General features: G+C 70.1%; 23 protein-coding genes. 18 read left to right on the forward strand and 5 right to left on the reverse strand.

The window, feature by feature from the left end; translation table 11 throughout:
* Positions 1 to 6: 6 nt before the first annotated feature.
* The 3 genes from N788_RS09635 to N788_RS09645 are packed head-to-tail and all read left to right on the forward strand — an operon-like array spanning position 7 to position 2,461.
* Positions 7 to 336 (forward strand): hypothetical protein, encoded by a 330-nt coding sequence (locus N788_RS09635; protein ID WP_211250704.1) that lies wholly within the window; start codon positions 7 to 9, stop codon positions 334 to 336.
* Between the two features lie 11 nt (positions 337 to 347).
* Positions 348 to 1,340 (forward strand): LLM class flavin-dependent oxidoreductase, encoded by a 993-nt coding sequence (locus N788_RS09640; RefSeq protein ID WP_034224280.1) that lies wholly within the window; start codon positions 348 to 350, stop codon positions 1,338 to 1,340.
* Entirely contained in the window at positions 1,337 to 2,461 is a 1,125-nt protein-coding gene (locus tag N788_RS09645) for an NADH:flavin oxidoreductase/NADH oxidase (protein ID WP_034224282.1), read from the forward strand. Before N788_RS09640 ends, N788_RS09645 begins: the two co-directional genes overlap by 4 nt.
* Before the next feature lie 39 nt (positions 2,462 to 2,500).
* Here the strand turns inward: N788_RS09645 and N788_RS09650 are convergent, their stop codons facing one another.
* Complete coding sequence (locus N788_RS09650) at positions 2,501 to 3,130, reverse strand: DUF1989 domain-containing protein (RefSeq protein WP_034224285.1); 630 nt, start codon at positions 3,128 to 3,130, stop codon at positions 2,501 to 2,503.
* A gap of 10 nt (positions 3,131 to 3,140) precedes the next feature.
* Positions 3,141 to 3,875, reverse strand: coding sequence for a guanitoxin biosynthesis heme-dependent pre-guanitoxin N-hydroxylase GntA (gene gntA, locus N788_RS09655; RefSeq protein WP_084695995.1), 735 nt, complete (start codon positions 3,873 to 3,875; stop codon positions 3,141 to 3,143).
* A gap of 143 nt (positions 3,876 to 4,018) precedes the next feature.
* Between gntA and N788_RS09660 the strand changes: the two genes are divergently transcribed.
* The 9 genes from N788_RS09660 to N788_RS09700 all read left to right on the forward strand — a co-directional run bounded on the left by N788_RS09660 (position 4,019) and on the right by N788_RS09700 (position 12,456).
* Positions 4,019 to 4,942, forward strand: coding sequence for an alpha/beta fold hydrolase (locus tag N788_RS09660; protein WP_051924539.1), 924 nt, complete (start codon positions 4,019 to 4,021; stop codon positions 4,940 to 4,942).
* A gap of 1 nt (position 4,943) precedes the next feature.
* Positions 4,944 to 6,614, forward strand: a complete 1,671-nt coding sequence (gene oleC, locus N788_RS09665; protein WP_034224287.1) for an olefin beta-lactone synthetase — start codon at positions 4,944 to 4,946, stop codon at positions 6,612 to 6,614.
* A complete protein-coding gene (oleD, locus tag N788_RS09670; protein WP_034224537.1) occupies positions 6,611 to 7,609 on the forward strand; it encodes a 2-alkyl-3-oxoalkanoate reductase in 999 nt (332 codons plus the stop codon). The genes oleC and oleD overlap by 4 nt, the downstream gene beginning before the upstream one ends.
* Positions 7,610 to 7,703: 94 nt before the next feature.
* The gene (locus tag N788_RS14410; protein WP_034224290.1) at positions 7,704 to 7,859 is read left to right on the forward strand and encodes a DUF1328 domain-containing protein; all 156 of its coding nucleotides are present in this window, start codon (positions 7,704 to 7,706) and stop codon (positions 7,857 to 7,859) included.
* 49 nt (positions 7,860 to 7,908) lie between these two features.
* Complete coding sequence (locus N788_RS09680; protein WP_034224293.1) at positions 7,909 to 8,547, forward strand: ubiquinone biosynthesis accessory factor UbiJ; 639 nt, start codon at positions 7,909 to 7,911, stop codon at positions 8,545 to 8,547.
* Positions 8,544 to 10,214, forward strand: a complete 1,671-nt coding sequence (gene ubiB / locus N788_RS09685; protein ID WP_034224295.1) for a ubiquinone biosynthesis regulatory protein kinase UbiB — start codon at positions 8,544 to 8,546, stop codon at positions 10,212 to 10,214. Before N788_RS09680 ends, ubiB begins: the two co-directional genes overlap by 4 nt.
* Before the next feature lie 80 nt (positions 10,215 to 10,294).
* A complete protein-coding gene (locus tag N788_RS09690) occupies positions 10,295 to 10,984 on the forward strand; it encodes a pseudouridine synthase (RefSeq protein WP_034224547.1) in 690 nt (229 codons plus the stop codon).
* 76 nt (positions 10,985 to 11,060) lie between these two features.
* Positions 11,061 to 11,786, forward strand: a complete 726-nt coding sequence (locus tag N788_RS09695) for a tetratricopeptide repeat protein (protein ID WP_034224298.1) — start codon at positions 11,061 to 11,063, stop codon at positions 11,784 to 11,786.
* A 37-nt stretch (positions 11,787 to 11,823) separates the two neighbouring features.
* On the forward strand, positions 11,824 to 12,456 hold the full coding sequence (locus N788_RS09700; RefSeq protein ID WP_034224300.1) for a thymidine kinase: 633 nt from the start codon (positions 11,824 to 11,826) through the stop codon (positions 12,454 to 12,456).
* On the opposite strand, the gene N788_RS14000 is transcribed toward N788_RS09700, so the two are convergent.
* From N788_RS14000 to mutM, 3 genes are read right to left on the reverse strand one after another with little or no spacing between them, the layout of a single operon-like run.
* Positions 12,457 to 15,252, reverse strand: coding sequence for a serine/threonine-protein kinase (locus N788_RS14000; RefSeq protein ID WP_051924540.1), 2,796 nt, complete (start codon positions 15,250 to 15,252; stop codon positions 12,457 to 12,459).
* A 16-nt stretch (positions 15,253 to 15,268) separates the two neighbouring features.
* On the reverse strand, positions 15,269 to 15,832 hold the full coding sequence (locus tag N788_RS09710; RefSeq protein ID WP_034224553.1) for an ECF-type sigma factor: 564 nt from the start codon (positions 15,830 to 15,832) through the stop codon (positions 15,269 to 15,271).
* Between the two features lie 55 nt (positions 15,833 to 15,887).
* Positions 15,888 to 16,700, reverse strand: coding sequence for a bifunctional DNA-formamidopyrimidine glycosylase/DNA-(apurinic or apyrimidinic site) lyase (gene mutM, locus N788_RS09715; protein WP_034224303.1), 813 nt, complete (start codon positions 16,698 to 16,700; stop codon positions 15,888 to 15,890).
* Between the two features lie 74 nt (positions 16,701 to 16,774).
* Between mutM and N788_RS09720 the strand changes: the two genes are divergently transcribed.
* From N788_RS09720 to acs, 6 genes are all read left to right on the forward strand, one after another.
* Positions 16,775 to 20,137, forward strand: coding sequence for a mechanosensitive ion channel domain-containing protein (locus N788_RS09720; RefSeq protein ID WP_051924541.1), 3,363 nt, complete (start codon positions 16,775 to 16,777; stop codon positions 20,135 to 20,137).
* 135 nt (positions 20,138 to 20,272) lie between these two features.
* Complete coding sequence (locus N788_RS09725) at positions 20,273 to 21,457, forward strand: DesA family fatty acid desaturase (RefSeq protein ID WP_034224306.1); 1,185 nt, start codon at positions 20,273 to 20,275, stop codon at positions 21,455 to 21,457.
* A gap of 77 nt (positions 21,458 to 21,534) precedes the next feature.
* A complete protein-coding gene (locus N788_RS09730; protein ID WP_211250705.1) occupies positions 21,535 to 21,855 on the forward strand; it encodes a MoaD/ThiS family protein in 321 nt (106 codons plus the stop codon).
* Between the two features lies 1 nt (position 21,856).
* Positions 21,857 to 22,957, forward strand: a complete 1,101-nt coding sequence (locus tag N788_RS09735) for a WD40/YVTN/BNR-like repeat-containing protein (RefSeq protein WP_034224310.1) — start codon at positions 21,857 to 21,859, stop codon at positions 22,955 to 22,957.
* Positions 22,958 to 23,041: 84 nt separating this feature from the next.
* On the forward strand, positions 23,042 to 24,586 hold the full coding sequence (locus tag N788_RS09740; RefSeq protein ID WP_034224312.1) for an SDR family NAD(P)-dependent oxidoreductase: 1,545 nt from the start codon (positions 23,042 to 23,044) through the stop codon (positions 24,584 to 24,586).
* A 164-nt stretch (positions 24,587 to 24,750) separates the two neighbouring features.
* Positions 24,751 to 26,712, forward strand: coding sequence for an acetate--CoA ligase (gene acs, locus N788_RS09745; RefSeq protein WP_034224315.1), 1,962 nt, complete (start codon positions 24,751 to 24,753; stop codon positions 26,710 to 26,712).
* Positions 26,713 to 26,714 lie beyond the last annotated feature (2 nt).

Raw genomic sequence — 26,714 nt, forward strand, 5'->3', positions numbered from 1 at the left:
GAGCACGTGAGCGACGCCCCTTCCGACAAGCACTGGAAACTCGACCTTCGTTACGGCCGACGGGTCACCGCCTTCCGTCATTTCACGGTGATTGCCGATGGCATGGCGGGCGAGCTCGGGGATGGATTCACGTGCCGGCCGGGGCCGGCGGTGATGACGATGAAAGCCTGGGCCCCGGACGCCGACGAGTCCTGCGCGATGATCCGGGCCATCGGGCGGCAGATTGGCTTCACGGCCAGCGGCCCGGTCGAGATCTACGAAACGGAAGCCGAAAAGCCGCCCGGCGAGAATCCCTACGGCTACGACATCGGCTTCGTGCCCTACGACGCGGATTGACGGACAGCGCCATGGTTCCCCTCTCGATCCTCGACCTCGCCCCCGTCACCGTCGGCAGCACGCCGGCGCAGACCTTCGCCAACGCGCGCGACCTGGCGCGGGCCGGCGAGCGGGCCGGTTACCGTCGCTACTGGCTGGCCGAGCACCACAACATGCCCGGCATCGCCAGCGCGGCGACGGCGGTGTTGATCGGGCACGTGGCCGGCGGAACCTCGACGATCCGCGTCGGCGCCGGCGGCATCATGCTGCCCAACCATGCGCCACTCCAGGCGGCGGAAGCCTTCGGCACGCTCGGCACCTTGTTCCCGGGGCGAATCGACCTTGGGCTGGGTCGCGCCCCCGGAACCGACCAGGCGGCGGCGAAGGCCTTGCGGCGCTACTACGCCAGCGCCGACGAGTTCCCGGGCGATGTCGTCGAACTGCTGCGCTACTTCGATCCCGTGCAGCCGGGCCAGGCCGTGCAGGCGGTGCCGGGTGCGGGCGTCGACGTCGAAGCCTGGATCCTCGGCTCGAGCCTGTTCGGCGCCCGGCTCGCGGCGGCGCTCGGCCTGCCCTATGCCTTCGCGTCGCACTTCGCGCCCGACGCACTCGACCAGGCGCTGGCGGTGTACCACCGCGAGTTCAAACCGTCGGCGCGCCTGTCCAAACCCCATGTCATGCTGGCCCTGAACGTGGTCGCGGCCGACACCGACGAAGACGCCGCCCGCCTGTTCACCACCCAGCAGCAGGCCTTCGTCAACCTGCGCCGCGGCCGGCCCGGCCTGGTGCCGCCGCCGCTGGAGAGCGGCGACGCCATCGAAGGCTATTGTTCGCCGGCGGAACTGCACATGATCGACCGCACCCTCGCCTGCCGCGCCATCGGCGCGCCGGCTACCGTACGCGCCGCGATGCAGGCCTTCGTCGAACGCCACCGGCCCGACGAATTGATCCTCACGGCCAATGTCTTCGACCACGCCGCCCGCGTGCGTTCCTTCGAACTGACCATGGAAGCCTGGACCGCATGAGCACGCCAAAGTTGTTCCAGCCATTGGCGGTCGGGGGCCTGGCGCTCGCCAATCGCATCGTGATCGCGCCGATGTGCCAGTACTCGGCGGTGGACGGGCGCATGACCGACTGGCACCTGATCCACCTGGGCCAGCTGGCGCTGTCCGGCGCCGCATTGCTCACCATCGAAGCCACGGCGGTGTTGCCGGAAGGGCGGATTTCCTACGCCGATGTCGGCCTCTGGGACGACGCCACCGAAGCGGCGATGGGCGAGGTCCTCGCCGGCGTGCGCCGCTGGTCGAAGATGCCGGTCGCCATCCAGCTGGCGCATGCGGGCCGCAAGGCCTCGACCGACCTGCCCTGGCACGGGGGTGTCCAGATCGCGCCAGGCCACGCCAGGGGATGGCAGACGGTTGCGCCGTCACCGGTGCCCTTCAGGGACGGCGACATGCACCCCACCGCGCTCGATCGCGCCGGCATGGACGCCGTGCGCGAAGCCTTCGCCGACGCCTCGCGGCGCGCCGCACGCCTGGGCATCGACGCCGTGCAGATCCACGCCGCCCACGGCTACCTGCTGCACCAGTACCTGTCGCCGCTGTCCAACCAGCGCGACGACGACTATGGCGGTTCGCGCGAGAACCGCATGCGTTTTCCGCTCGAGGTCTTCGAGGCGGTGCGCGCTGCGTTTCCCGAAGGACGCCCGGTCAGCGTGCGGGTGTCGGGCACCGACTGGGTGCCCGGCGGCTGGGACGCCGACGACACCGTCGCGTTCGCGAAGGCGCTCGAAGCCCGGGGCTGTTCGGTGATCCACGTCTCCAGCGGCGGGCTGCATCCGGCGCAGGACATTCCCGTGGGACCGGGCTACCAGGTGCCGCTGGCGCGCGCGGTGAAACGCGCCGTCGGCATCCCCGTGGTCGCCGTGGGCCTGATCACCGACTTCGACCAGGCCGAAGCCATCCTCGCCAGCGGCGACGCCGACCTGGTCGCGCTCGCCCGCGGCATGCTCTACGACCCACGCTGGCCCTGGCATGCGGCCGCGCACCTGGGCGCCACCGTGCTTGCGCCCCCGCAGTACCTGCGATCGCAGCCGCGGGCGTTCAAGGACCTGCTGGTGAAGGGCGGCGGCACCGCGTCGTCCTGAGCGGACGTTCGCGGGGCGATGACGTTCCCGCAAGAAGACTCAATCGGCCGTGACGGCGCCTTCAGCGTTCGCGGGCCGCGCCCGGTCCACCCGGTAGTCGATCGGCTTGTAGCGGAAGTTGTTTGATTGCCCGGCCGAGCAGGCGGTCATGGCCACCACCAGCGGCATCAGCGCGCGCAGGCGGATGTGGTCGCCGGGTTTGCTCAGCGGCGGTTTCACCGCCACCGCGCCGGTGTCCGGGTCGAAGGCCACGTGCATGAAGACGTTGAAGGCGATCGGTATCCGGTCGACCCCGATGCCATACGGCGCGAGGGCCGCGGCCAGGTTGCCTTCGCAGCCCGGCCGGCCGTCGGTTTCCCCGTAGATGATGCGGAAGGTGTCCTTCGAACACGGCGTCAGGGTGAAATCATGGCGGCCGCAGGTGTCCTCGATGATCTCGAACATCGGCCGGCTGCGGTTCGAATACAGCGGGTCGCCGCGCGTGAGCCAGAGCCTGGCGGCGTAGTCGATCGAGCGACCGGAGGAGAGGTATTCGTCCAGGTCATCGGCGTTGAAGGCCACCAGGTCGCTGACTTGCTGGCCTTCGGGGTCGACGATCACCAGCTCGTCGCCGGTGGCCAGGACCTCGGCACGGGCCGAGCAGGGCGGAATGCGTTCGAACGGCTTCATCGCAGGGGTCTCAACGGCCTTTGCTTGCGTGGAAAGGGCAGCGCCAGTCGGCTTCGACGGCCCGGCCACTGTACTGCCTGGTTTCCGGCGCCGTGCCGAAGTCGGCCAGGTTGGGGTTGATCGACCCTTGCAGGGCCAGGTCGCGCGCGCGGGTGGCGGCCTGCATCTTGGCGTAGCGGCCGTCCTCGCGCAGCCGGTCGAACTGCCGGTGCGAATTGAACACCAGGACCGGGAACGGCGTTCGCCGGGCGCGTCGCGAGGCCCCGGCATGCAGGCCGATCACGAAAAACGGATGCCCGCCGAGGCTGAGGCTGAACTTCGGGCTGTCCGGGTCCTGCGAAACGTCCCTGGCCCAGCGCGCGCCGCGGCGCACGTCCAGCAGGTGCAGGCGCTGCAGCTGCGACCAGAGCAGGGCTTCGAACCGGTGCTCGTCGGTGTCGCGCGGGCCCTCGAAGACGGCGGCCAGCGAATGCACCGTGGTGTCGTCGGGCGCGTCCTGGTCGCGCTGCCGGGCGAAGCGCACGATGCGGTCCAGCAGTGGCCCGTCGTTGGCGCGCGCACCCAGCAGGCCGAAGACGTGCACCTCGAGTGCGTCGCGGGCCAGGGCGGCCTTGGCGCCGACGCAGGGAAAGTCGGCGGCTTCGACATGGGCACGCAAGCGCGCCGCCAGGGCGTCGTCGGTCCCGACCGTTCCGGCGGGCTGGTGTTCGTCTCGTGGCTGGGAGCGCCCGGGCTGCGTGGACATGGTGGCGGCCTCGTGATTCGTGTTGGTCAACACCCTAACGAGGCAGCCATGTCCAACGACTAAACCTGCAAAACGCGCCAGCGGGCCGGCAAAGTGCATGGGCCGGGCCCGCGGCCCCCGGCCCTCGCGTAGAATCCGCCCTCATGACCGCATCCACTCCCAGCGCCGAACAGGCGCGCCTGCTGGCCAAGGGGCCGTTCCCGGACTACCCCTTCACGCCCAAGTCCTTCGTGCATCCCAATGGCCTGACCCAGAGCTACCTGGATGAAGGCCAGGGCGAGGTCGTGCTGATGCTGCACGGCAATCCCTCGTGGTCCTACTACTGGCGCAAGCTGGTGCTGGGCCTGCGCGACCGCTACCGCTGCATCGTGCCCGACCACATGGGCATGGGGCTGTCGGACAAACCCGGCGACGCGGCCTACAGCTACACCTTGCGCAGCCGCATCCAGGACCTGGACCGGCTGCTGGAGAACGCCGGCGTCACCGGCGACGTCACCCTGGCCGTGCACGACTGGGGCGGCATGATCGGCTTCGGCTGGGCGCTCAAGCACAGCGAACGCATCAAGCGCCTGGTCATCCTCAACACCGCCTCGTTCCCGCTGCCGCCGGCCAAGCCGCTGCCCTGGCAGCTCAACCTGGGCCGCAACTGGCGCCTGGGCGAATGGCTGATCCGCGGTGCCAACGCCTTCGCCGGCGGCGCCGCCAGCCAGGGCGTCGAAAAGCCGCTGCCACCGGACGTCAAGCGCGCCCTGCTGGCGCCTTACGACAGCTGGCAGTCGCGCATTTCGACCGTGCGCTTCGTGCAGGACATCCCGCTGCGTCCCGGCGACCGCGCCTGGGACCTGGTGGAGGACGCCGGCAAGCGCCTGCCCGGTTATGCGGACCGACCGGCCTTCATTGGCTGGGGCCTGCGCGACTTCGTCTTCGACCAGCATTTCCTCAAGGGTTTCACCCAGGCCCTGCCCAAGGCCGAAGTCCATGCTTTCGAGGATGCGGGCCACTACGTGCTCGAAGACAAGGCCGACGAGCTGGTGCCCGCCATCCGCCAGTTCCTCGACCGCAGCTGAAGTGGCGGCAGCCGACGGCCCCTGCAATATCGCTGCGGCCCTTCCGCAGCTCGCGGCCCAGGCACCGGACCGGGTGGCCATGCATTGCCCGGGTTCCCGGGATGGTCGGGGCCTGGCCCGCTACGACGTCACGCTGTCCTACGGCGACCTCGACCGCCGGTCCGACGCGATCGCCGCCGGCCTGGCCCGCAACGGGATCGTGCGCGGCAGCCGCGTCGTGGTGATGGTGCGGCCGTCGCCCGAATTTTTCCTGCTGATGTTCGCCCTGTTCAAGGCCGGCGCGGTGCCCGTGCTGGTCGACCCCGGCATCGACAAGCGCGCGCTGCGCCAATGCCTGGGCGAAGCGGATCCGCAGGCCTTCATCGGCATCCCGCTTGCGGTGCTGGCGCGCCGGCTGCTGCGCTGGGCGCCGCGTGCACGCACGGTGGTGACGGTCGGCAGGCGCTGGTTCTGGGGCGGTCCGACGCTGGCCGCCATCGAATCGGCCGGGGCCGGGGCCGGCCCGCAGCTGGCCAACACCGCGCCCGACGACATGGCGGCAATCCTGTTCACCTCCGGCTCCACCGGCGTGCCCAAGGGCGTGGTCTATCGCCACCGGCATTTCGTCGCCCAGGTGGCGCTGCTGCGCGACGCCTTCGGCATCCAGGCCGGGGGTGTCGACCTGCCCACCTTCCCGCCGTTCGCGCTGTTCGACCCGGCCCTGGGCCTGGTCTCGGTGATCCCGGACATGGATCCGACCCGACCGGCCAAGGCCGATCCGCGCAAGCTGCACCATGCCATCGAAAAATTCGGCGTCGACCAGTTGTTCGGTTCCCCCGCCCTGATGCGCGTGCTGGCCGGGCACGGGCAGCCCCTGCCGACGCTGCGTCGCGTCACGTCGGCCGGTGCCCCGGTGCCGGCTGGCGTCGTGGCGAAGATGCGCGAGCTGCTGCCCGGGAACGCGAGCTTCTGGACGCCCTACGGCGCCACCGAATGCCTGCCGGTGGCTGTGATCGAAGGTCGCGAACTGGAGGCGACCCGCCTGGCGACCGAACAGGGCGCCGGCACCTGCGTCGGCCGGCCGGTCGCGCCCAACCAGGTGCGCATCATCGCCATCACCGACGACGCTCTCCCGGACTGGTCCGGCGTGCAGGAGCTCGGGCCCGAGGCCATCGGCGAGATCACCGTCGCCGGCCCCACGGCCACCGACGAATATTTCCGGCGCCCGGAGGCCACCGCCCTGGCCAAGATCCGTGAACGCCTGCCCGACGGCAGCGAGCGCATCGTGCACCGCATGGGTGACCTGGGCCGGTTCGACGCCCAAGGCCGGCTCTGGTTCTGCGGGCGAAAATCGCACCGGGTACGCACGCCGGAAGGCAACCTCTACACCGAGCAGGTCGAACCGGTTTTCAACACCCACCCCGAGGTCGCGCGCACCGCCCTGGTCGGCGTCGGTGAACCCGGCAGGCAGGAGGCGGTGCTGTGCGTGGAAATGGCCCCGCACCTGCCCCGGTCCGACCACGAACGGGTGCTGGCCGAACTTCGCCATCTCGCCAACGGCTTCGTGCACACCGCTCGCGTGCGCCATTTTCTTGTCCACGATGGTTTCCCGGTCGACATCCGGCACAACGCCAAGATTGGCCGCGAGGCGCTGGCGACCTGGGCCGCGAAGGCATTGAAGTGGCGGCGATGAAGGTGCTGGTCACCGGCGGCGCCGGCTTCCTGGGCCAGGCCCTGTGCGCGGCCCTGCAGGCCGAAGGCCACGACGTCGCCAGCTTCCAGCGCAGCCATTCGCCTGCCCTTGAAGCCATGGGCGTGCGCCAGACGCGTGGCGACCTGGCCGATCCGCAGGCCGTGCATGCGGCCCTGGCCGGCCACGACGCCGTCTTCCACAACGCGGCCAAGGCCGGCGCCTGGGGCAGCGAGGAAAGCTACTTCGCCGCCAACGTCACCGGTACCCGCAACGTGCTGGCGGCGATGCGGGCGCACGGCATCACCCGGCTGGTCTATACCTCCACGCCCAGCGTCACGCACAGCGGCCGCAGCCCGGTCGAAGGCGGCAACGAGGCCAACACGCCGTACGGCCACCACTTCAAGGCGCCGTACCCGGCGACCAAGCTGGTCGCCGAAAAAGAAGTGCTGGCCGCCAACGATGCAAACCTGGCCACCGTCGCCCTGCGCCCGCGCCTGATCTGGGGTCCGGGCGACACCCAGCTGCTGCCGCGCCTGGTCGAACGCGCCCGCGCCGGACGCCTGCGTTTCATCGGCGGCGGCCACAACCGCATGGACACCACCTACATCGACAATGCCGCCCAGGCGCACCTGGATGCCTTCAAGGCACTGTCGCCGGGCGCCGCCTGCGCCGGCAAGGCCTACTTCATCTCCAATGGCGAGCCGCGTGAAGTGCGGCGCATCGTCAACGACCTGCTGGCCGCCGCCGGCCAGCCGCCGGTGGACAAGAGCGTTCCCTATGGCGTGGCCTACGCCGCCGGCGCCGTGCTGGAGGGCGCATGGCGCGCGCTGCGCCTGCAGGGCGAACCGCCGATGACCCGGTTCCTCGCCGAACAGCTGTCGACGCCGCATTGGTACGACATTTCGGCGGCCGCCCGCGACTTCGGTTTCCTGCCCCGGGTTTCGATGGAAGAAGGCCTGCGGCGCCTGGCCCGGTGGTGGGCGACGCGGGATTAAGACGGGGGTCAGCTTGTTGGCGTGGAGTCAGGAAGGGGGGGCTAGCTTCGTCCTGCCCGATCAATCCCGGGTCCACAAGAAAAGGAGAGCACACATGCTCCATTACGCGCTGATCTTTCTCGTCGTCGCCATCATCGCCGCGGTGCTGGGCTTTGGTGGTATCGCAGGTAGTGCCGCCTGGATCGCCCAGATCCTGTTCGTGGTCTTCCTGATCCTGGCCGTCATTTCCTTCCTCAAGAAGAAGACGTGACCCGGGGGGCTGGCGCCGCGTCCGGGCGCCAGCCCGCTAGAATGGCGGCATGACGGATCCTGCCGCTTCCCCCTTTGACGCCCTCAAGCCCCTGGCCGGCCGCGCGCTGGAACAGGCCTTGAACCGGGTCGTCGCCCTGGACCCCGACACCGCCGAAGCCCTTCGTGGCCTCGGCGGTCGTCGTATCGGCCTGGCGCTGGAAGCGCCGCCCATCGCCCTGGAGTTGGCCGTCGCCGACGGCCGCCTGGTGGTGGGACCGCCCAAAGACGAGCCCGACCTCGGCGTGCGCGCCACGATCTCCGGCGTGCTTTCCCAGCTCCCTTTCCTCCGGCCTCCCGGCGCCACGCCGGTGGGCAAGGTGCGCATCAACGGCGACGCCGAACTGGCGCGCACGCTGCAGCGGCTCGCCCAGCGTTTTGATCCCGACTGGGACGAACCCTTCACCCGGGCGCTTGGCCCGGTGCTGGGCCCGCAGGCCGCGCGGGTGCTTCGCGATGCCCTGGCCGGCGGCATGAAGTTCGCACAGGGTTTCTCCCGCGACGCCGTCGACTACCTGGTCGAAGAACGTCGCGACCTGGTCGGCAAGGCCGAACTGGCCGCCTTCCACGACGACGTGGACGAACTTCGCGACCAGGTCGAACGCCTCGCCGCGCGCCTGGCCCGGCTCCAGCCCGGAGGCGGCGCATGAGTCCCTTGCGCAGCGCCCGCGGCAGTTGGCGCGCACTGGGCATCGTGCGCGTGCTGCTGCGCCATCGGCTGGATGCCCTGCTCGAAGGCACGGCGGTGGGCGGCTGGCTCTGGTTGCTCAAGCCGATCACCCGTCGCGCCAGCGCCACCGACCTGCCGCGCGGCCAGCGCCTGCGCCTGGCCCTGCAGGAACTGGGTCCGATCTTCGTCAAGTTCGGCCAGGTGCTGTCCACGCGCCGCGACCTGCTGCCGCCGGACATGGCCGAAGAGCTGTCGCTGCTGCAGGACCGCGTCGCCCCCTTCCCGGGCGAGGTCGCGCGTGCGCGCGTCGAGGCCGGACTGGGCCGGCCGATCGAAACCCTGTTCACCGATTTCGAAAACACCCCGCTGGCCTCGGCGTCCATCGCCCAGGTGCATGCGGCGCGCCTGCACGATGGCCGCGAAGTGGTGGTCAAGGTGCTGCGGCCGGGCATCCGCCAGCGCATACGCGACGACATTGCCCTGCTGCGCACCCTGGCCGCCCTGGCCGACCGCCACCATCCTTCGGCCGAGAAGATCCGCGCCCAGGAAGTGGTGAGCGAGATCGAATCCACGCTGTACGCCGAGCTCGACCTGCAGCGTGAAGGCGCCAACGGCAGCCTCATGCGGCGCACCTGGGCCGGCAGCGACGAGCTTTACGTGCCGGAAGTGTTCTGGACCCACAGCAGCGAAAGCGTGCTGACCATGGAGCGCGTGCGCGGCATCCCGTCCGACGACGTCGAGGCGCTCGACGCCGCCGGCATCGACCGCAAGGCGCTGGCGGCGCGCGGCGTGCGGGTGTTCTACACGCAGGTGTTCCGCGACAACTTCTTCCACGCCGACGCCCATGCCGGCAACATCTGGGTCGATCTCGACCCGGCGCGCAAGGACAACCCGCGCTTCATCGCCATCGACTTCGGCATCGTCGGCCAGCTCACCCGCCGCGACCAGTACTACCTGGCCGAGAACTTCATGGCGATTTTCCAGCGCGACTACCGCCGCATCGCCGAACTGCACGTCGAAGCCGGCTGGATGCCGGCGACCGTGCGCATCGACGAACTCGAGGCCGCCACCCGCGCCGTCTGCGAGCCGTATTTCACCCGGCCGCTGAGCGAGATTTCGCTGGGCGAAGTGCTGGTGAAGCTGTTCAAGACCGCCCAGCGTTACGAACTGACGCTGCAGCCGCAGCTGATCCTGCTGCAAAAGACCCTGCTCAACATCGAAGGCGTCGGCCGGCTGCTCGACCCCAAGCTCGACATCTGGGCCGAAGCCCGGCCGGTGCTGGAAAAGATCCTGCGCGAGCGCTACAGCCCGGCGACCCTGGGCAACGAGTTCCGCAAGCGCCTGCCCGAGCTGATCACGCATGCGCCGGACATGCCGCGCCTGGTGCACGAGTTCCTGTCCCAGCAGGTGCGCGGCGAACACTCGCTCCGAATGCGCAGCGAGGACCTGGCCGAACTGGCGCGCATCTCCCGCGCCGGCCAGCGCCAGACCGTCTACGCGATCCTGGGCACCGGCCTGATGATCGTCGCCGCGGTCCTTTATGCGCTGGAAGCCGGCGGCCCGCAGTTCATGGGCATCCCCGCGGCCGCCGCCATCGCCGGCCTCGGCGCCTTCGGCGCGTTCCTCGCCGCCTGGCCCCGGCGGTGAGCGCCGAAGCAACTGTGGGAGGGACTTCAGTCCCGAAGCTTTTCGGGACTGAAGTCCCTCCCACAGCGGGTGGAATCGATCTGCCGGTCCTGTACCAGGACGAACAGCTGGCCGTGGTCAACAAGCCCGCCGGCCTGATGGTGCACGACAGCAAGCTGGCGCGCGGCGAGTCGGACTTCGCGGCGGACCGGCTGCGCGATCAGTTCGGGAAACCCATCTTCCTGGTGCACCGGCTCGACCGCGCCACCAGCGGCTGCCTGCTGCTGGCCTTCGACCGCGACACCGCCTCGGCGCTGGGCCGGAGCCTGATGGCCGAACATTTCCGCAAGGACTACCTGGCCGTCTGCCGCGGTTGGCCAGCGCCGGACCAGGGCGTGATCGAACACGCGCTCGACGGGGGCCCGGGCAAACCCGTCAAGAAGCCGGCCGTCACCGGGTTCCGGACCCTGGCCACGGCCGAGGTGGACTGGCCCAGCCAGCAACACCCGAGCTCGCGATATGCCCTGCTGTGCTGCAGTCCGCACACCGGTCGGTTCCGGCAGATCCGGCGCCACCTCAAGCACCTGCACCACCACCTGGTCGGCGACACCAGCCACGGCGACGGCCGCCACAACCTGGCGTTCCGCATGCGCGGCGTGCACCGCATGCTGCTGCATGCCTGGCGACTGTCGTTCCCGCATCCTGGCCTGGGCCGCGAGCTGACCGTCGTGGCACCGCCGGACCCGGAATTCCTGCGGGCGCTTGCCCTGTTGGGGATCGACCCGCCGTGACGGCTGGCCCATGCCGGCTTCACGCGAGGCTGGCAGGCTAGGCTGGACCCTGCCCCTTTCCCGACGCGAGCCCCCGATGCATTCCAAAGCCCTGGCCTGCCTGTGTCTGATCGCCACCGCCTTCGCCCTGCCGGTGCAGGCCCAGACCGCCGACGACAGCGACGAGCGGGTCATCATGTCCTCCGCGGCCTTCCTGTCAGGTCACCCCGACCTGCGCTACCGGCTGTCGGGCCTGGACAAGTTCAGGAAGGGTGACTTCGACGGCGCCCTGACCCACTTCCGGCGCGCCGCCCGCTACGGTGACAAGCCGTCGCAGGGCATGCTCGGCGAAATCTACTGGGAAGGCACCGGCGTGGCCCAGGACAAGGCCATGGGCTACGTCTGGATGGACCTCGCCGCCGAGCGCGGCTACCCGCTGATGCTGGCCAAACGGGAGCGCTACTGGGCGGAACTGGATGCCGACGGTCGGGCCCGTGCCCTGGAACTGGGCCAGCAGGTCTACGCCGAATACGGCGACGAGGTGGCCAAGGCCCGCCTGGATCGCGAGCTGCGTTTCGCCAAGCGCAACACCACCGGCAGCCGCGTCGGCAGCGTCGGCGCCTTGACCATCATCATTCCGACGCCGTCGGGCGAAGAGGTCATCGACGGCAGCAAGTTCTACGACGAGAAGTTCTGGGACGTCGACCAGTACCTGCAGTGGCAGGACGCGGACTGGGTGAACAACGCCGAGGGCACCGTGGACGTCGGCGACGTGATGAGCCTCGACCAGCCCCTGCCCCCCGACGGGGACGATGGCGAGTAGGCGATAATGCCGGCCAGCCCCACCGCCGGACCCCACCTTGGCAAAGCTCTATTTCTACTACTCGGCGATGAACGCCGGGAAGACCACCACCCTGCTGCAAAGCGCGCACAACTACCACGAGCGCGGCATGCGCACGCTCATCCTCACGCCGAAGCTGGACAACCGCTTCGGCGAAGGCCTGGTGGCCTCGCGCATCGGCCTCAAGGCGCGGGCCACGGTGTTCGGGGCGGATGACGACCTGCTGGCGATGGCCCGCGACGACATCGCCGCCCGCGGCGACCTGCACTGCGTGCTGGTGGACGAAGCCCAGTTCCTGTCCAGGCGCCAGGTCTGGCAGCTGACCGAGATCGTCGATCGCCTGAACGTGCCGGCGCTGGCCTACGGGCTGCGCACCGACTTCCGGGGGGAACTGTTCGAAGGCAGCCAGTACCTGCTGGCCTGGGCCGACAACCTGGTCGAGATCAAGACCATCTGCCACACCGGCCGCAAGGCCATCATGGTCGTGCGCGTGGACGAGCACGGGCGCGCGATCACCGACGGCCCGCAGGTGGAAATCGGTGGCAACGAGCGCTACGTGTCGGTGAGCCGCGGCGAGTTCAAGAAGGTCATGGCGGGCGAGGGTCATATCGACCTGCAGCAGCCGCGTTTGCCGCTCGACACGCCCGACTGATCAGCGTCCGCAGCTGGGGGCGTAGCCAGCCAGGTCCTGTCGTTGCCGCAGGCGCTCGGGCGTGGCCGCGGCCTGGGCCTGCAAGGTCTCGCTGACCTGTGTGCGGCCCTGGCCCAGGCGCCCGGCCCGGCAGTCGATTTCGGCCAGCAGCAATGCCTGCGGCCAGGCCGCATGGCGGGCAATGTCCGGGTCCGCGCGACCCTGGGTGCGCAGGCTGTCGAGCTGGGCCTGGGCGTCGGCCACGCGGCCCTGCTGCAGGGCCAGCCGCGCCATGGCGACGCCGACGTGTGCCCGCGCCACGGTGTCGGACGCATCCAGGCGTTCGGCGGCGACGGCGAGCAGTTGCCGGGCCTGGTCGGAGTTGCCATTGGCCTGCTCCAGTTCGGCCAGCAGGATGCGCGCACGCGCCGCCAACGCGCGGTCGCGGCTGCGCGAAAGTTGCAGGCATTCCTCGGCCAGGCTGCGGGCATTGGCGTCCAGGCCCCGCGCCTGGCGGACCCGGGCCAGGTCGCACAGCACCGAAACATGGTGCACCAGCAGGTTGCCGCGGCGGCGCAGCTGCAGGCTGCGCTGCAAGGCCTCGTCGGCTTCGTCCTGGCGATCGAGTTGCCAGGCGACGCGGCCCAGCTGGTGCCAGGAAGCCGCCACCGCGGGGTGGTCGGGGCCGAAGCGCGAAAGCAGGCGTTCGTGCGCGGAGCGAAGCAGCTGGTTGGCCTCGGCCAGCTTGCCGAGCTCCAGCAGCAGGTTGCCCAGCGGTTGCTGCACGCCGGTCGTGAGCGGGTGGTTCAGGCCGAACCGGTCGAGGGTGATCTGCAGCGCCTGGCGGTACGACGATTCCCCTTCGACGCTGTCGCCCAGGGCGTGCTGGTAGCGGCCCAGTTCGCGCCAGACTTCGACGCCCAGGGCATTGCGGTCGCCGCCGGCCTCGCGCAGCAGGGCCAAGGCTTCGCGCAGGCCGCGCACGGCTTCCTCGTAGCGGCCCTCGTCGGCCAGCAGGCCGGCCAGGTCGGCGCGGCTCTCGGCCTGCAGCGCCTTGCTCTGGTCGCCCTGGTTGCGCAGGGCGAGTGCGCGTCCGAACAGGTCGCGGGCGACCTCGCGGCCGCCGAGTTCGCGGTGGCAGCGGCCCAGCTGGGACAGGAATTCCGCCGCGGCCCGGGGGGCCGCCGCGGCCTGTTGCTGCGCCACGGGCAGCCAGGGCACCAGGGCCCGCACGCAGACCTCGGCCTGGTCCAGGCTGCGCAGGCTGCGGCCACGCAGCGCCGCCGATTCAACGCCCAGGCGCGCCGGCGCGGCGCCCGACAGCGTGCCCAGGATGTCGGCCTGGCGGTCGAGCAGTTCCAGGGCCTGGCGGTCGTCGCCCAGGCCCTGGCGCAGGCGCGCCACCAGGCCCAGCAATTCGGCGCGGGCCTGCGGTTGGTTGCGCAGTTCGGTGTCGGCGCGGCGCACGCCCGCGTCGAGAAGGGTGCGGGCGTCCAGGCCGCCGTCGCCGGCCTGTTCGGTGTCCTCGAACAGGGCGATGACGAAATCCTGCATCGCCTGGGCGCGGGCGGCCTCCTGCAGCGCGATGCGGGTCTGCCAGGTCAGGAAGACCACCGCGCCCAGCAACACGATGCCGACCAGGCTGCCCACCACCAGCGGGACCGAGTTGCGCCTGGCGAACTTGGACGCGCGGTAGCCCAGGCTGTGCGGCCGCGCCTGCACCGGCTCACCCTCCAGGTGCCGGCGCAGGTCCTGGGCCAGGGCTTCGACCGAGACGTAGCGGTCCTCGGGTTCCTTCGCCAGCGCCCGGCACAGGATGTTGTCGAGGTCGCCGGACAGTTCGCGCGCCAGCCGCCGCGGATTCGGCTCGTCGCGTTCGCGCGCCAGGCGGTAGGCCGCCTGCGAGGGACGCACCGGGTCGGCCAGCAGGATCGCTTCCTCCCAGGCCGCGTCCGAGTCGCGCGCCGGGTCGTAGGGCTTGCGGCCGACCAGCAGCTCGTAAAGCACCACGCCCAGCGCATAGACGTCGGTCATGGTGGTGATGACGCCGTTGCGCAGCTGTTCGGGCGCGGCGTAATACAGGGTGAAGGCGCGGGTACCGGTACCGGTGATCTCCGGGCTTCCGTCCTGCGGCTCGTCGAGCAGCTTGGCGATGCCGAAATCGAGCAGGCAGACCTCGCCGGCCGGGGTCACCAGGATGTTCGAGGGCTTGAGGTCGCGGTGCACCACCAGGTTGGCGTGGGCATGACTGACCGCGGCGCAGACCTGCAGGAACAGTTCCAGCCGCTGTCGCAGCGGCAGGCCCAGCTGCTGGGCGTATTGGGTGATGGGCTGGCCCTGCACGTAGTCCAGCGCCAGGTAGGGCTGGCCGTCGCTGCTGATGCCGGCGTCGAGCAGCCGGGCGATGTGGGCGTGGCCCAGCCGCGCCAGGATTTGCCGTTCACGGGTGAAGCGCTGGCGCAGGCCGGCGTCGCCCAGGCCCGGCCGCAGCAGCTTCACCGCCACCCGGCGCTGGTAGAGGCCATCGGCCCGGGTCGCCAGCCAGACCTGGCCCATGCCGCCTTCGCCCAGCGGGCGCTCGAGCTGGTAGGGGCCGATCGATTGCCCGGGCTGCGGCGAGAACAGCGACGCATCGACGACCGATTCGGAAAGGAAATCCGGTCGGTCTTCTTCCAGGGCGATCAGCTTGCGCAGCTCGGCGGCCAGGGGCGCGTCGATGGCCTCGACTTCATCCAGGCGGCGGGCGCGCGCAGGCGGTTCGAGCTCGATCAGCTCGTCGAGCAGCACCGACAGCGTCGACCAGCGTTCGGTGTCCACCGCGGCGGGATCCGTATCAGCCCTGCAGGGCCGCCAGCAGGAACATGCGGGCCTTCTGCCAGTCGCGGCGTACGCTGCGCTCGGAGCGCTTGAGCAGGCCGGCGATTTCGGTCTCCGACAGGCCGGCGAAATAGCGCATCTCGACCACCTGGGCCAGGCGCGGGTCGAGGTCGTTGAGTTTGTTGAGCGCCACGTCCAGGCCGAGCATTTCCTCGTCCAGGCGCATGCCGCCGCCGGCGTCCTCGGGCAGGTCGGTGACGCGGTGCAGGTCGCCGCCGCGTTTGACCGCCATGCGCTGGCGGGCGTAGTCCACCACCACCGAGCGCATGGCGCTGGCGGCGTAGGCGAAGAAGTGGGCGCGGTCCTCGAACTCGGCCTCGGCGCGGCCGGCCAGCTTCAGGTAGGCCTCGTGCACCAGGGCCGTGGTGTCGAGCGTGTGGCCGTGCTGCTGGCCGCCGAGCTGGCGCCGGGCCATGCCATGCAACTCGCGGTACAGGGTCGCGAGCACGCGATCGAGCGCCGATTTGTCCCCGGCACGGGCAGCGCTCAACCACTGGGTGATTTCGGCGGTGTCGTTCATCATTCCCCGGAAACCCGTCTGCGCGGGCTGGGACCACTATAAAGGAACCAGCGGCCTATCGCTGGCAGCCCGGACACCAGGCGGTGGCCCGGTTGGACATGCGGCCGTCGCGCAGGATCCGCCCGCAGCGGCGGCAGGGCTGGCCCTCCCGGCCATAAACGAACAGCTCCTGCTCGAAATACCCCGGGGCGCCGTCGGCATTGAGGAAATCGCGCAGGGTGGTGCCGCCGCGGGTGATCGCGTGGGCCAGGATGGTCTTCACCGCGCCGGCCAGCCGGCGATAGCGTTCCCGGCTTATCGCGCCGGCGGCCCGGCCCGGGGCGATGCCCGCCCGGAACAGGCTTTCGGCGGCATAGATGTTGCCAACGCCGACCACGACCGCCTGGTCCATCAGGAAGGCCTTCACCGGCGCCTTGCGGCCACGGCTGAGCGCGAACAGGTAGTCGCCGTCGAAGGCGTCCGACAGGGGTTCGGGACCGAGGTGGGCCAACAGCGCATGGGTCTGGCCGGCGGGCTGCCACAGCAGGCAGCCGAAGCGGCGCGGGTCGGTGAAACGCAGCACCCGTCCCGAGTCCAGGGCCAGGTCGACGTGGTCATGCGAAGCCACCGGGGTGCGCGCGGGCAGCACCCGCAGCATGCCCGACATGCCCAGGTGCAGCAGGGCGCTGCCCGGCGCGGTGTCCACCAGCAGGTATTTGGCGCGCCGGCGCACCCCCAGGACCCGCTGGCCGGGCAGTTCGCGCGCCACCTCGGGCGGGATCGGCCAGCGCAGGTCCGGCCGGCGCAGCACCACGGCGGTGATGCGCCGACCTTCCAGGTGGGGGGCCAGGCCGCGCCGGGTGGTTTCGACTTCGGGGAGTTCGGGCATGGGCGAAGTTTGGCAGAGCCGCCGACTGAACAGGCCGATTGCGGCGCCGGGGCGCGGCGGCATAGCCTTGCCCGATGCGCGCCTCCTCCTGCCTGCTCTACACCTGCCTGGTCCTCGCGGCCTGGGGCGCGTCCCTGCCGGCCCAGGCAACCCATGCCGGGGGTCCGGTCGAAACCCTGCGTGCGACCCTGGCCGGCCTGGCCGATCCCCAGCGCCAGGCCGCCAGCGACAACCTCGACGCCGCTGCCGCCGCCAAGGACGAAGCCGCCCGCCTGCGCAAGGAGCTGGCCACGCTGGAAGCCGAGATCGCCGCGGCGCCCGAGCGCGCCCGTCGATTCGAAAAGGACCTGCAGGCCTCGCCGCGCCAGGCGCTGGCGGCCTGGCGCGACCGGGTCCCGGCCTCGGCCGATGTCGAGGTGCTCGAGCAGATGCTGGAAAAGGAGCGCCGCGAAGCCCAGGCGCTCGGTGACCGCATCGCCCGGCTCACGGCCGACCTGGGTGCGTCGTTGGCGGCCGATCCTGCCTCCGATGCCAGCCTCGACGAACTGCGGCGGCGACGCGAGGAGCTGCTGCTGCCGCTCGTGCCGGTCGAGGGCGAGCCCGCGGCGCTGACCGAATCACGACGCCTGCGCCAGGAAGCCGAACGCCAGCGGGTGGAAGCACAGCTGGCGCTCCGCGAAGCCCGGGACGTTTCGGCGGCCTCGCGCCAGCGCGCCCAGGAGCTGGAGCTGCGGGTCCTGCGCCTTCGCCTGGCCCAGCACGAACCGCGCCAGATCTGGCTGCAGCAACGCATCCGCGACCAGTCACGTGCCAGCCTGCAGGCCCTGGTCGCCGAGGTGGACGCGCGCGCCGCGACGATCGCGCCCGGCGACCCGGTCCTGGCCGAAGCGGCCGCCACCAACCTGGCGCTGGCCGGCGACCTGCTGGCGGCCAACGAAAAGCTGGCCGACTACCGCAGTCGCCAGGCCGAGGCCGAACAATCCCTGGCCGCCGTTCGCGCCGCGCTTCGCGACAGCCGCGTGCGCCTGGAACTGGGCGGCAACAGCGAACAGGTGGGTACCTGGCTCTGGGCCGTCATGCGCAAGCTGGAGTTTCCCGACGTCCTCGAGGAACGCCTGGCCGATACCCGCGAGTCGCTGGCCAGCGCCCGCTTGGCCCTGATCGCGCTCGACGAACGCCAGCGCGAGCTGTCCGACGTCGCCGCCCGGGCCCGTGAACTGCGCGACGCCGCCGCCCACCAGTCCGATGAAGGCGACGACCAGGCCTCCCCGGACGGCGAGGACGCCCTGCAGGCCTGGCTGGAGGCCCGCCAGGACCTGCTTGCCCGGCTAGAACCCATGCTTTGGCGGCAAGTCGCGACGCTGGAACAGAACGAACGGGCCCTGCAGGCGCGCCTGCAGGTCGCCGGCGAATTGCGCCAGCTGCTCGACCGCCACCTGCTATGGATCCGCAGCCACGCGCCGGTCGACGCCGACTGGATCAGGCGCTGGCCGGCGGCCGCGATGGACCTGGTGAAACCATCGCGTTTCGCCACCACGGCCAAGTTGCTGGTGCAGTCCGCGGCCGAGCGACCGCTGCCGCTGTCCCTGGCCGTGCTGGTGCTGCTGGGCCTGGGCGTGCTGCGTCGTCGTTCCCGGGTGAGCATCGTCGCCCTGGGCCAGGGCCTGCGCGACGTCCGCCAGGACCGGTTCGTCCGCACGCTGGCCTGCCTGGCCTGGACCCTGGTGGCGGCGCTGCCGCTGGCGGCCACGCTGTGGCTGGGCGGCGAACTGCTGCAGGACGTGGGTACGCGCGGCAAATACAGCGATTCGTTCGGCCAGGCCCTGCAGGCGCTGGCGCTGCCGGCGCTCACCCTGTCGTTCCTGCGCTGGCTGGTCCGCGACCGCGGCCTGGCGCACGCGCATTTCCGCTGGACCCGCCAGCGCCGCGAGGCGCTGCAGGCCTGGCTGCCTTCGCTGCAGGCGGTGCTGCTGCCGATGTATTTCGTGGTGGCGCTGGGCTTCATCCGCGACCAGGACCTGGCCATCGATGTGTCCGCACGCATCGGCGTGGTGATCGCCGGGGTGTTTGCCGCCGTGGCCCTGGCCTGGCTGCTGGGGCCGGACCGCCTGCGCCACGTGCGCGGTGCCAACCTGGAGCCGTCGAAGCTGCGCCGCGCGCTGCGCGTGCTGCTGCCGGCGGGACTGCTGGCCATCGCGGTGCTGGCGCTGCAGGGCTACGTGTACTCGGCGGCGATCGTGCTGGACGCGCAGTTCGCCAGCGTCGGCGTATTCATCGCGGTCGGCGTCCTGCACGGCCTGCTGGCGCGCTGGTTCGCACTGGGTGAACGCCGGCTGGCCCTGCGCCGACTTGAGCAAAAGCGCGAGGCCGAACTCCAGGCCCGCGCCGAGGGCAACGTCCCGGACGAGGGTGGCGGTGAAGCCATCCCGGTCGACCTGGACGAGGACCTGGCGCTGGACAAGGTCAACGAGCAGACCCGCCGCCTGATGCGCGCGGTGAAGCTGGTGCTGTTGGCCGCCGGCCTGGCCTGGGTGTGGGCGGAGGTGCTGCCGGCCTTCGCCCGGCTCGACGAAGTGGTGCTCTGGTCGGTATCGCAGTCGGCCGCGGACGGCGTCGCGACGGTCGAGTCGATCACCCTGATGGCGGTGCTGCTGGGCCTGCTGACGTTGTCGCTGACCTTCGTGGCGGCGCGCAACCTGCCGGGCCTGCTGGAGATCGGCCTGCTTTCCAAGGTCAACATGGACTCGGCCTCGCGCTACGCCGTGACCAGCGTCTCGCGCTACGCCATCGTCATGGTCGGCGTCATCGTCGGCCTGGGCCTGCTGGGGCTGCGCTGGAGCCAGCTGCAGTGGCTGGCCGCGGCGCTGACGGTCGGCCTGGGCTTTGGCCTGCAGGAGATCTTCGCCAACTTCGTTTCCGGCCTGATCCTGCTGTTCGAGCGGCCGTTCCGCGTTGGCGACGTGATCACGGTGAACAACCTCGACGGCACCGTCACCCGCATCCGCACCCGCGCCACCACCATCCTTGATTTCGACAACAAGGAAATCGTGGTTCCCAACAAGAGCTTCATCACCGGCCAGCTGGTGAACTGGACGCTCAGCGACGAAACCACCCGCATCGTGGTCAAGGTAGGAGTCGATTACGGCACCGACCCGGCGCTGGTGCATCGCCTGTTGCTGCAGGCGGCGTCGGAAAGCACACGCGTGCTCGAGACGCCGCCGCCGCGCAGCTGGCTGCTCGAATTCGGGGCGAACTCGCTGGACTTCGAACTGCGCGTCTTCGTCGGCAGCATGCTCGACCGGCTGGCGACCCGCAACGAAATCAACGTGCGCCTTTGCGAACTTTTCGCCGAGAACGGCGTCGGTTTCGCCTTCCCGCAGCTGGACGTACACGTGCGCGACCTGCCCGAACCGAAGGCTCCGAAAACGCCGACCTGAACACGGGTTCATGCGCGAAGCCCTTGTGGCGCGCCCGCCCCACCTCCATACAGGGAGGAAGGGTGACGCCGCCGCTGCCGGCAGGCATCATCGACCCCGATACCGGGCCCAAGGCCCACCCCCCTGGAGTTACCGATGTTCCCCGAGTTCCTGGACTGGCTGGCCCGTGGCATCACGCAGGCCAGCGTTTGGCAGATGGTCGCGTATTTCCTGGTGGTGACCCAGCTCACCATCATGACCACCACGCTGTACCTGCATCGCAGCGCGGCGCACCGCGGCGTGGACTTCCACCCGGTGCTGACGCATTTCTTCCGCTTCTGGGCCTGGCTCACCACGGCCATGGTCACCAAGGAGTGGACCGCGGTGCACCGCAAGCACCACGCCAAGTGCGAAACCGCCGAGGACCCGCACAGCCCCCGTTTCCAGGGCATCCACCAGGTGCTCTGGCGCGGCGTCGAGCTCTACCAGGAAGCGCGCCTGGACAAGGACATGCTGGAGAAGTACGGCAAGGGTTCGCCGGACGACTGGATCGAACGCAAGCTCTACACCCGCATGCCGTCGCTGGGCCCGAGCCTGATGCTGTTCATCAACCTGGCGCTGTTCGGCCTCCCGGGCATCGCCATCTGGGCGCTGCAGATGGCCTGGATCCCGTTCTGGGCGGCCGGCGTCATCAACGGCCTGGGCCACTGGTGGGGCTACCGCAACTTCGACACCGCCGACACGGCCACCAACCTGACGCCGTGGGCGTTCTGGGTGGGCGGCGAAGAGCTGCACAACAACCACCACGCCTTCCCCAGCTCCGCCAAGTTCGCGCTGCGCAAGTACGAGTTCGATATTGGCTGGGCCGTCATCCGCGGCCTGCAGGCCGTCGGCCTGGCCAAAGTGCTGCGCGTCGCGCCGGAGCTGGACGTGCGTCCGAACATCCAGGTGCCCGACACCGAAACCATGCGCGCGATGATGGCGCACCGCTGGCAGGTCGCCACCGACTACTACAAGCTGGTGCTCAAGCCGCACCTGCAGTCCGAAGCCGCCGACCTGCCGGGCCGCCTGCGCCGCGCCTTCCGCAGCGAGGGCAAGTGGCTCAGCGAAGACAAGCGCATGCGTTTCAACGCCTGGATTGCCGAGCGCCCGAACACCGCCCGCCTGATGCAGTTCCGGGCCAGCCTGCTGGCCATCTACGAGATCAAGAGCGCCGCCGCCGAAGCCAAGATGGAGGCCCTGCGCGCCTGGTGTGCCGAGGCCGAAGCTTCCGGCGTCCGCCAGCTCGAGGAGTTCTCGCAGCGCCTGAAGGGCTACTCGATGGTGCCGGCGCGCGCCTGATCCCATCGTTTACCCGCATCACCGGCAGGGCCCGCTTCGGCGGGCCCTGCTTTTTTGCGGACGGGGATTGGCTTATCGTGCCTGCACGCAGCCGCGTGAGGATGCAAACCATGGCCCGGGTGGTGGTCGCCCCCGCACTGTCGCGCCGCCTGCCCGGGCAAGGGGACGACCGGGAGCTGGCGCTGGACCTGCCCGGCGATACCGTCGCCGACGTGCTCGGGGCGCTGTTCGCCCGGCACCCGCCGCTTCGTGGTTATGTGCTGGACGAGCAGGGCGCACCCCGCCGGCACATCGCCCTGTTCATCGATGGCGACGCGCTGCAACCCAAGAACGAACTATCGCGCCCGGTTTCCCCGGGCGCGGAAATCTACGTGATGCAGGCCCTGTCGGGAGGCTGAGATGTCGGACACGCTGCTGGTTTCGACCCGCAAGGGTTTGTTCGTGCTCGAACGTGGCGACGGCGGTTGGGCGATCGACCACGTCGCCTTCCTGGGCGACAAGGTCGCGCTGGCGCTGGCCGATGCCCGCGACGGCACCTGGTACGCCGCGCTCGACCTGGGCCACTTCGGCGCCAAGCTGCAGCGTTCGACCGACCGTGGCCGAAGCTGGACGGAAGTGGCGGTGCCAGCCTACGGGCCCGGTGACACCGTGGCCACCGGCGATGGCAAACCACCAAAACCGGCGACGCTGGAGCTGATCTGGTCACTGGAAACCGGCGGCGCCGACCAGCCGGGCCGGCTCTGGGCCGGCACGCTGCCGGGTGGCCTGTTCCGCTCCGACGATCGCGGCGAAAGCTGGCAGCTGGTGCGCGCGCTCTGGGATCGTCCCGAGCGCGACGGCTGGTTCGGCGGTGGCTACGACGTGCCCGGTATCCACTCGGTTTGCGTCGATCCGCGCGATTCACGCTGCCTGAGGGTGGCGGTGTCCTGCGGCGGCGTCTGGCGCAGCGACGACGACGGCGACAGCTGGCGCGTCACCTGCGAGGGCATGTTCGCCGACTACATGCCGCCGGACCGGCGCTTCGACCCGGCCATCCAGGACCCGCACCGCATGGTGCAGTGCGCCGGCGCGCCGGACACGCTGTGGGTTCAGCACCACAACGGCGTCTTCCGCAGCGATGACGGCGGCGGGTCCTGGCGTGACGTGCCGCAGGTGCGCCCGTCGGTGTTCGGCTTCGCCGTCGGCGTGCATCCGCGCGAGCCCGGCACGGCCTGGTTCGTGCCGGCCATCAAGGACGAGCGGCGGGTGCCGGTGGACGGGCGCCTGGTGGTGGCCCGGACCCGGGATGGCGGCAACAGCTTCGAGGTCCTGGACCAGGGGCTTCCCGCCCATCCGGCCTACGACCTGGTCTATCGCCACGGGCTGGCGGTGGACGGCAGCGGCGAACGCCTGGCCATCGGCTCGACCACCGGCGGGCTGTGGACCAGTGACGACCAGGGCGACCACTGGCGGGCACTGCCGGCGCGGATGCCGCCGGTGCACGCCGTTACTTTCGCCTGAACGCGGCCGGGAGGCAGGCGGCGGCCAGTCCTGCGACAATGCCGCCCCTCCGGCGGTTTGCCGTGCTTTTTCCTGCCTTTTGCCATGACTGATTCGCCCACCCCACCGCCCTCCAGCGGCGACGCCCTGGTCGCGCGGCTGCGCGCCGCCGCCGAACTGCTCGATGCCGTCGCGGCTGACCGCGCGCAATTCGAGGCGCTGCCGATTGAAGAGCAAAAGCGCCTGAAAGCGGCGGTGAACCGCTTCCACAATCCCGACCCGATCGACCATCGCAAGCGCCGCCGCGAGGCCAGGCGCGCGGTCGTCAAGGAGCGCAACGCGCACGACGACGCCGTGCTCAACGCCACCGGCATCCGCGAACTGCGCAGCAAGCCGGTGTTCCAGACGCCCAACTACTTCCCGCCGTCCAAGCAGCCGGTGGACAACATCACCGACGACCCCGCGCGCGAAACGATCGAGCCGCAGCACTGCTACGTGTGCAAGGAAAAGTACACGCGCATCCATCACTTCTACGACCAGATGTGCCCGGCCTGCGCCGAGTTCAACTTCCACAAGCGCACCGAAACCGCGGACCTCAGCGGCCGCGTCGCGCTGCTCACCGGCGGCCGGGTCAAGATCGGCTACCAGGCCGGCCTGAAGCTGCTGCGCGCCGGCGCCTCGCTCATCGTCACCACGCGTTTCCCGCGTGACTCGGCCGCGCGTTATGCCGCCGAGCCGGATTTCGGTGACTGGGGCCACCGGCTCGAGGTGTTCGGCCTGGACCTGCGCCACACGCCCAGCGTCGAGGCCTTCTGCCAGACCTTGCTGGCCACCCGCGAGCGCCTGGACTTCATCATCAACAACGCCTGCCAGACCGTGCGCCGCCCGCCGGCCTTCTACGCACACATGATCGCCGGCGAAACCGCCGCCAGCGCCGACATGCCCGAACACGTGCGCGGCCTGCTGGGCAGCTACGAAGGCCTGCGCGGCTACGACCTGGTGCCCGACGCCAAGGTGCTGGCGCACGGCGTGCATGCCCCGGGCATCACCCGCGCCGCCGAGCTGTCCCAGGTGCCGCTGTTGGCCGAGGAGCTGCTGGGCCAGCAGCATCTGTTCCCGGAAGGCCGCCTGGACCAGGACCTGCAGCAGGTGGACCTGCGTGGCCGCAATTCCTGGCGCCTGCAGCTGCACGAAGTGCCGTCGGTGGAGCTGCTGGAAGTGCAGCTGGTGAACGCCATCGCGCCCTTCCTGATCAACGCGCGCCTGAAGCCGCTGATGCTGCGCACGCCCGAACGCGACAAGCACGTGGTGAACGTCTCGGCGATGGAGGGGCAGTTCTACCGCAACTTCAAGACCACCCGGCACCCGCACACCAACATGGCCAAGGCCGCGCTGAACATGATGACGCGCACCTCCGCCGCCGATTACCACGGCGACGGCATCCACATGAATGCGGTGGATACCGGCTGGATCACCGACGAAGACCCGGTCGAGATCGCGGCGCGCAAGACCAGGGAAGAGCGCTTCCACCCGCCGCTGGACATCGTCGATGGCGCCGCCCGCATCGTCGACCCGATCATCGACGGCTTCAACACCGGTACCCACGTCTGGGGCCAGTTCCTGAAGGACTACCGCCCTACCGACTGGTGACACGCTTCCCTGTAGGAGCGCCTTCAGGCGCGAATCTTTGCTTGGCCTTCGGCCAAGAGCAACTTCGCGCCTGAAGGCGCTCCTACAGAGGGGGGTTGGCTGCCCTTGTGCGCAGGCGGGTAATCTTGGCGGTGTCCCCGCGCCGCGAACCCGCAGGAGCCTTCATGTCCGACCGTCTCGTTCCCGCCCCGCCGGCTTTCGAAGCCGCCGCCAACCTGCGTCGCGAAGACTACGAGCGTGGTTACGCCGAGTCCGTTCACGACCCCGAGACCTACTGGCGCCGCCACGGCCAGCGCCTGGCCTGGATGAAACCCTTCACCCGGGCCAAGGACACCAGCTACGAGCTCGGGGACTTCCACATCCGCTGGTTCGCCGACGGCGAACTCAACGTCGCCGCCAACTGCCTGGACCGGCACCTGGCCGAGCGGGGCGACAAGACCGCCATCATCTGGGAGCCCGACGACCCCAAGGCGGCGCCGCGCCGCATCAGCTACCGCGAGCTGCACGCCAGCGTCTGCCAGCTGGCCAATGCCCTGCAAGCCCTGGGCGTGGTCAAGGGCGACCGCATCACCCTCTACCTGCCGATGATTCCGGAAGCCGCCGTGGCCATGCTGGCCTGCGCCCGCATCGGTGCGATCCATTCGGTGGTCTTCGGTGGCTTCTCGCCCGACTCGATCGCCAACCGCATCGCGGATTGTTCCAGCAAGCTGGTGATCACCGCCGATGAAGGCCTGCGCGGCGGCAAGGCCATCCCGCTCAAGGCCAACGTCGACGAGGCCCTGGGCAAACCCGGCACCAACAGCGTCGAAACCGTCCTGGTCGTGCGCCACACCGGCGGCGGCGTGCCGATGCAGATGCCGCGCGACCGCTGGTACGACGCGGTCGTGGACGCCCAGCCGGCCACCCACGACGCCCAGCCGATGAACGCCGAAGACCCGCTGTTCATCCTCTACACCTCGGGCAGCACCGGCAAACCCAAGGGCGTGCTGCACACCAGCGGCGGCTACCTGGTCTGGGCCAGCTACACCCATGAATGCGTGTTCGACCTCAAGCAGGACGACGTCTTCTGGTGCACCGCCGACGTTGGCTGGGTCACCGGCCACAGCTACGTGGTTTATGGCCCGCTGGCCAACGGCGCCACCACGGTGATGTTCGAAGGCGTGCCGACCTATCCCGACCCGGGCCGGTTCTGGGAGGTCTGCGACCGCCACCAGGTGACGATCTTCTACACCGCGCCCACCGCCATCCGCGCGCTGATGCGCGAGGGCGACGGTCCGGTGAAAAAACACGCGCGCCGGTCCCTGCGCCTGCTCGGCACGGTCGGTGAGCCGATCAATCCCGAAGCCTGGGAGTGGTACCACCGCGTCGTCGGCGACGGACGCTGCCCCATCGTCGACACCTGGTGGCAAACCGAGACCGGCGGCATCCTGATTTCCCCGCTGCCCGGCGCCATCCCGGCCAAGCCCGGCTCCGCGACCCTGCCGTTCTTCGGCGTGCAGCCGGTCCTGGTCGACGCCGAAGGCAAACGTCTCGAAGGCGCCGCCGAAGGCAACCTGGTGCTGGCTGATTCCTGGCCCGGCCAGATGCGCACCGTCTACGGCGACCACCCGCGATTCATCGACACCTATTTCAAGACCTATCCGGGCTACTACTTCACCGGCGACGGCTGCCGCCGCGATGACGACGGTTATTACTGGATCACCGGCCGCGTCGACGACGTGATCAACGTATCCGGTCATCGCATGGGCACCGCGGAAGTCGAGAGCGCGCTGGTCGGCCACCCGGCGGTGGCGGAGGCGGCGGTGGTCGGCGCGCCGCACGACATCAAGGGCCAGGGCATCTATGCCTATGTCACGCTCAAGGCTGGCATCGAGCCCAGCGAGGAACTGCGCAAGGAACTGGTGGCGCACGTGCGAAAGGACATCGGCCCGATCGCCGCGCCCGACTGGCTGCAGTGGGCGCCCGGGCTGCCCAAGACCCGCAGCGGCAAGATCATGCGCCGCATCCTGCGCAAGATCGCCGAGGCCGGGCCCGACGGCGTCGACCGCGGTGCGCTGGGCGATACCTCGACACTGGCCGACCCGGCCGTGGTCGAGTCGCTGGTGAACGAGCGCCAGGTCCGCTGATG

It is taken from the genome of Arenimonas donghaensis DSM 18148 = HO3-R19 (assembly GCF_000743535.1).
Classification (GTDB): Bacteria; Pseudomonadota; Gammaproteobacteria; order Xanthomonadales; family Xanthomonadaceae; genus Arenimonas; species Arenimonas donghaensis.